The following is a 4,490-nucleotide window of genomic DNA, read 5'->3' as shown; positions in this document are numbered from 1 at the left end:
CGTTATCTGGGGATCAAGTTCTCGGTTCGGGTGATCGCCCTGGTAGTAACGTCAAAGACATAGAAACAAGTGCGCGTGGCTGCAGGAGCGATCTCTGGGCCCCACCCTGGTTTCGGGCCGAGGGTCAAACCTCGATGCGCCGTTGCCACCAGGGCAGGTGCTGTGGAGCGAATGGATCGTTGACGGTGCGCTTTAGAACGCGTGCGTCGATCGGCGCCAGGGCGGCCTGTAGTTCCCTTCGAGCGCGGGGGCGGAGGTTGCAAGTGGCAACTTCGAGTAGCGTGCGGATGTGTCCGGTGGCGACGTCGGAGTATCCGTAGTGCCACTCTTCTGCGTTGCGAGGGCGTCCGGCTCTCTGAGCCCAGCGGCGGAAGGCCAGCGCGATGTCGCCCCTGGGCAGGCGTCGCTCGCGCTCGAACTGGGCGATCTGTCGGTTCGTGGAAGCGGACAGTCCTCTGATGACGGTCCGTCTGAAGTGCCTGGTGTCCCGCAGCGGCAGCTGGGACCTGATCTCGCCCGGTGTCCGGCGAGGCATGTGGACTTCCTGAAGGTGCCGGTGTTGGCAGGTGCAAGAACGCTAGCCCTGATGACACGATGTCTTCAAGAACATTTTCAGCTTGCCTGGACCTGCCCAGACAAGCCGCGGCGGTCGAGCTCGCGGCGGAGATCGAGGTTCTCGCCGTGGGCCTGCTCCAGTGCTTCCCGCAGGGCCTGGACTTCCTGGCGGTGCTGTTTCTTCAGTCGGGTGATCTGGCTGGTCAGCGCGAGGACGAGTGTGCTCTCCGGGTCCGCGGGGGGCGCCTGCGCGGGGATGGGGCGGGCCTGGGATCGCAGGCGTTCGATGCGTCCGCGCAGGTCGGGGTGGTTGTAGAGGAAGGCGTGGGAGACACGGCCTTCGCGCTGGACGGCCTGGAAGGTGATCGCCTCGCCGCGCTTGATCAACCGCCGGATGGCTTGCTCGGCGGCATGGGTCTTGGCCTGCGACTTTGCCTTCGCGGCGGCGGTGAGAGTCTGGGTGCGCTTGGTGCGGGCGTCGGTCACGGCCGGGTCCTTCGGTGGTGGTCGAGGTCGATGGTGAGAGGGACGGGCCCGGTGGGGGCGGTGCCGCAGCCGGCGCCCTGGACCGCGCGGCCGGGCTTGGCGCGGATCGTGTCCAGCAGCCTCGTGAGGGCCGCGTGCTCGGCCCGGCGCTGGAGGAGCCAGACGTTGTCCTCGGGCATCGGACGGCCGTGACGGTCCTGGAACGCGGTGGTGGCGCGGTCGATCAGCCCCTCGGTCTCGGCCAGCTGCCGTTCCAGGGCGGGTTGGTGGGAGGCGTCGGTGACGAAGACCGAGCAGGTCAGGCAGGCGTTTCCCTTGTCGCAGGTCTGCAGGGGCGGCAGCAGGCACCAGCCGTGCGGGAGGAACCGGTCGGCCCGGTTGAACAGCTGGAGGCTGTCATGGTCCTCGCGGGAGAAGACGATGCGGGTGCCGTCGGCCTTCAGCTTGGCGGTGGCAAGGAAGGCCTGCTCGGCGTGCTCCTCGCGGGCGGCGATGTAGTGCATCGTCATCGACGGGGTCGTGTGCCCGGCATAGCGCATCAACACGTGGACCGGCAGGCCGAGTTCGGCGAGCCGGGTCAGTTTGGTGTGCCGGAAGCGGTGGGTGTGGCTCAGCCCGACCGGCCTGCCCTTGCTGTCGGTGATCTTCACGACGGCGCTGAACTCCCGGAGCATCCAGGCATAGGTCCCGGACGGGTAGGGCTTGTCGCCCTGCCGATTGCCGGTCCGCTGCAGGAACAGGTGGCGCGGTGTGATGTCGGGGAAGTGTTCGCGGACCCACTGTCGCTGTTCCTCGATGACCGCGACGACCTCGCGGTCGACGAGGATGTTGTCCGGCGCGATGTCGATCTTGCTCTGTGCGTAGTGGAATCGGGCGATCTGTTCGCCCTCGGCGGCGTCGACCGCCCGGTCGGGGACCGGGGAGAGGCAGTCGAACCGGCAGGTGCGGATCTCGCTGGACCGGCGGCCGGTCAGGATCTGCAGGAGGATCATGCGCATGGCTTGCGGGTCGTCGAAACCGCGGGTGATGACCTGCTGCCCGTCCCCGCGGGTGATGGTCAGGCGTTCGTCGCGAGGGAGGCCGAGCAGGAGCAGGGCCGACGGGATCTGGGCGAGCGCGTGGTCGTCGACGTAGTGCTCATCGTTGAGTTCCCGCTGGTGCGGGATGCGGGAGACCTGGCGGAACCAGCCGGCAGCGTGGGCATCGGTGACCCGCGACCACGGGTGCGGGCCGAGGATCTGGAGGGCCTCGGCGGGGTTGGCCGCGGTGAACGCGAACAGCTCGGCGATGGCCCGCAGGTCGTCGTTGACCAGGCGGGGGTGGACGGGCCGCTGGGCGAACCGCTGCTCGGACCGGCGCAAGAGCCGGTTGGCCGGGTCGGCGTCCCAGCGGCGGAAGGCAGCGGCGAGCTGGACCGCGTGGGCGGGATCGCCCAGGACGTCCAGAGGGTCGGTGAAGGTCTCAAGCCATCGGTCGAAGCGGACGTAACAGCGCATCCGTTCCTGGCTCACGGTCGACCAGCGCAAGGTCCCGGCCTCGAGCTGGGTGCCGAGGTGCCACTTCACCGCTTCCCGGAGCCACGGTTGGCTGATCTTTGAGGGTGAACAGCCGTAGTGGGCCTGGGGTTCGTGTTCGGCCAGCGGGATCCGGGGATCGCAGCGGGGGTGCCACTCGTCCAGGGACCACCAGGGCCCGTCGTGGCAGCGGGTGAGCAGGGCCAGACGGGCGAAGCGGAAGATCACCCGCAGTCGGGCGACGCTGCCGTGCGGTGGCAGCCGACCCCAGCGGGTGGCATAGAACCACCGCTGCAGGGCGCCGGCGGTCTCCCAGTCCATCGTGCGGATCGAGGGCGGGAAGGGGTGGTTCTCCCGGATCGCTCGGCGGAGGATGTTCGCGAGCTGGTTGGTGCCCAGCACCGACGAGCGGGTTCCGTCCAGAGCCTGCCAGTGCGACATCCATGCCAGTTCGGCGGGGATCGGGTCGGGCAGGCCGGTCAGGTCGATCCTGCGGTCGCCGTTCTCGGTGATCCTGTCCCAGTCCTCGATGCCGTCCCCGATGACCGGTCCCTTCCAGGGCTCGGGTAGCTGCGACCACAGTCGCCAGATCGGGTCCTCGCCGCCGATGGCGTGCAGGCGGCGCTGGTCACCGGCCATCGGTCACCTGCCAGGCGGAGATGTACGACTTCCAGTTCGCCGCGGCCCGCAGGGCCTCGTCCTCTCGGACCCAGCCGTAGAGGTCGAGCGTGGTCTGCACGTGTGCGTGTCCGAGGCGGCGGGAGACCACCCACTCCGGTGTCCCGGCCAGCAGCAGTGCGGTCGCGTGGCTATGCCGAAACCAGTGCGGCGTCCAGGCGGATGGGCCGATGCCCTTCTTGCGCAGGGCGGCGGTCTTGTCCCTCACCGTTCCTTCCCGCATCGCGGCCAGCAGAGGCGGCCGGGTCAGGTTGACCAGCAGCGGCGAGTCGGTGCCGATCGGCAGGCCCAACTCGGCAGCTCGGCAGGCGAGATGGGTCAGGTAGTCGGCGAAGAGCCGCTCTAGGTCGGCGCCCACATAGACCCGGCGGGGGCGCATCATCTTCACCCTCGCCCCGTTCGGGTTGTCCCCGCGCGGCACGACCTCGACATAGGGAGTGCCGCCGCGGCCCATGACGAAGTCGCAGATCCGCAGGCCCAGGGCCTCGCCAAGGCGCATCCCGGTCTCCGCGAGCAGGGCGAACAGCAGCCGGTCACGCAGGTTCCCCGCCCACTCGCCGGCCGGGCCGTCCGGCGTCGCGCAACCGTCCAGGATCGCCTGGATCTCGGCCGGCAGCAGCAGGGGCGGCCGCCCGCGGTGCCGGTGGCGGCGAACGCGGACCAGCGAAGACGGCCCCGGTGTGCCGCGGGCGTCCAGGTGGGCAAGCAGACCCCGGGCTGGGGCCTGGCGCGGTGCCCCGCGCATCATCCGGCCCGCGACCGGCACCGCGAAGACCGCCTCCTGCCAGCGGTAGAAGGAGATCAGAGCGGCGAGTCTGGCCTCCAGGGTCTCGGGCGATGGAGCCTTCTCAGGATCGACGAGAGCGTTCTCGACGGTGCGGCCGTTGCGCAGCCAGGACAGGAATCCGGCAACGGCCGGGACTCCGAGATCGGCCCATCCCGCAGCCTCACCGCGCTGTTCGAGGAACGTCCACCACTGGGCCAGCGAGGTCGCATAGCCGCGGACGGTGTTCGGTGACCACAGGTGCCGGTGGGCCTCCAGCCACTCCTCGACCGGCGCGACCGTCCGGTACTTCTCATCGATCACGGTCCACGTCCGCTGCCCACCCGAGGGTCGGACCGCCAAGCTGAACGCCACTGTCGCCGTTCCATCTCGTTGAAGAACTCCCGCTGATAGCACTTCAACAACGAGACCAGACGGCTCCGGTCACGCTCGTCGCAGACATAGAAGAGAGCGGCTCAGGCCCCGTTGATAAC

3 protein-coding genes are annotated in these 4,490 nt (G+C 69.2%); all 3 read right to left on the bottom strand.

Translation table 11 applies throughout. The features are described from left to right. Nucleotides 1-612: 612 nt before the first annotated feature. From ACIOJE_RS41065 to ACIOJE_RS41055, 3 genes are read right to left on the bottom strand one after another with little or no spacing between them, the layout of a single operon-like run. Nucleotides 613-1,041 (bottom strand): DUF6262 family protein, encoded by a 429-nt coding sequence (locus tag ACIOJE_RS41065; protein ID WP_400783784.1) that lies wholly within the window; start codon nucleotides 1,039-1,041, stop codon nucleotides 613-615. Next, the gene (locus ACIOJE_RS41060) at nucleotides 1,038-3,194 is read right to left on the bottom strand and encodes a tyrosine-type recombinase/integrase (protein ID WP_400783781.1); all 2,157 of its coding nucleotides are present in this window, start codon (nucleotides 3,192-3,194) and stop codon (nucleotides 1,038-1,040) included. The genes ACIOJE_RS41065 and ACIOJE_RS41060 overlap by 4 nt, the downstream gene beginning before the upstream one ends. After that, the gene (locus ACIOJE_RS41055; RefSeq protein ID WP_400783779.1) at nucleotides 3,184-4,320 is read right to left on the bottom strand and encodes a tyrosine-type recombinase/integrase; all 1,137 of its coding nucleotides are present in this window, start codon (nucleotides 4,318-4,320) and stop codon (nucleotides 3,184-3,186) included. The genes ACIOJE_RS41060 and ACIOJE_RS41055 overlap by 11 nt, the downstream gene beginning before the upstream one ends. Between the last annotated feature and the right edge of the window lie 170 nt (nucleotides 4,321-4,490).

Source organism: Kitasatospora sp. NPDC087861, from assembly GCF_044742585.1.
Taxonomy (GTDB): Bacteria; Actinomycetota; Actinomycetes; order Streptomycetales; family Streptomycetaceae; genus Kitasatospora.
The sequence above is the reverse complement of the archived record's forward strand: the minus strand, read 5'-3'. Positions and strand labels throughout refer to the sequence as shown.

Bases quoted from the DNA above. Each gene is read 5' to 3' on its own strand.
- ACIOJE_RS41060 (WP_400783781.1), bottom strand. From the start codon at position 3,194: ATGGCCGGTGACCAGCGCCGCCTGCACGCCATCGGCGGCGAGGACCCG.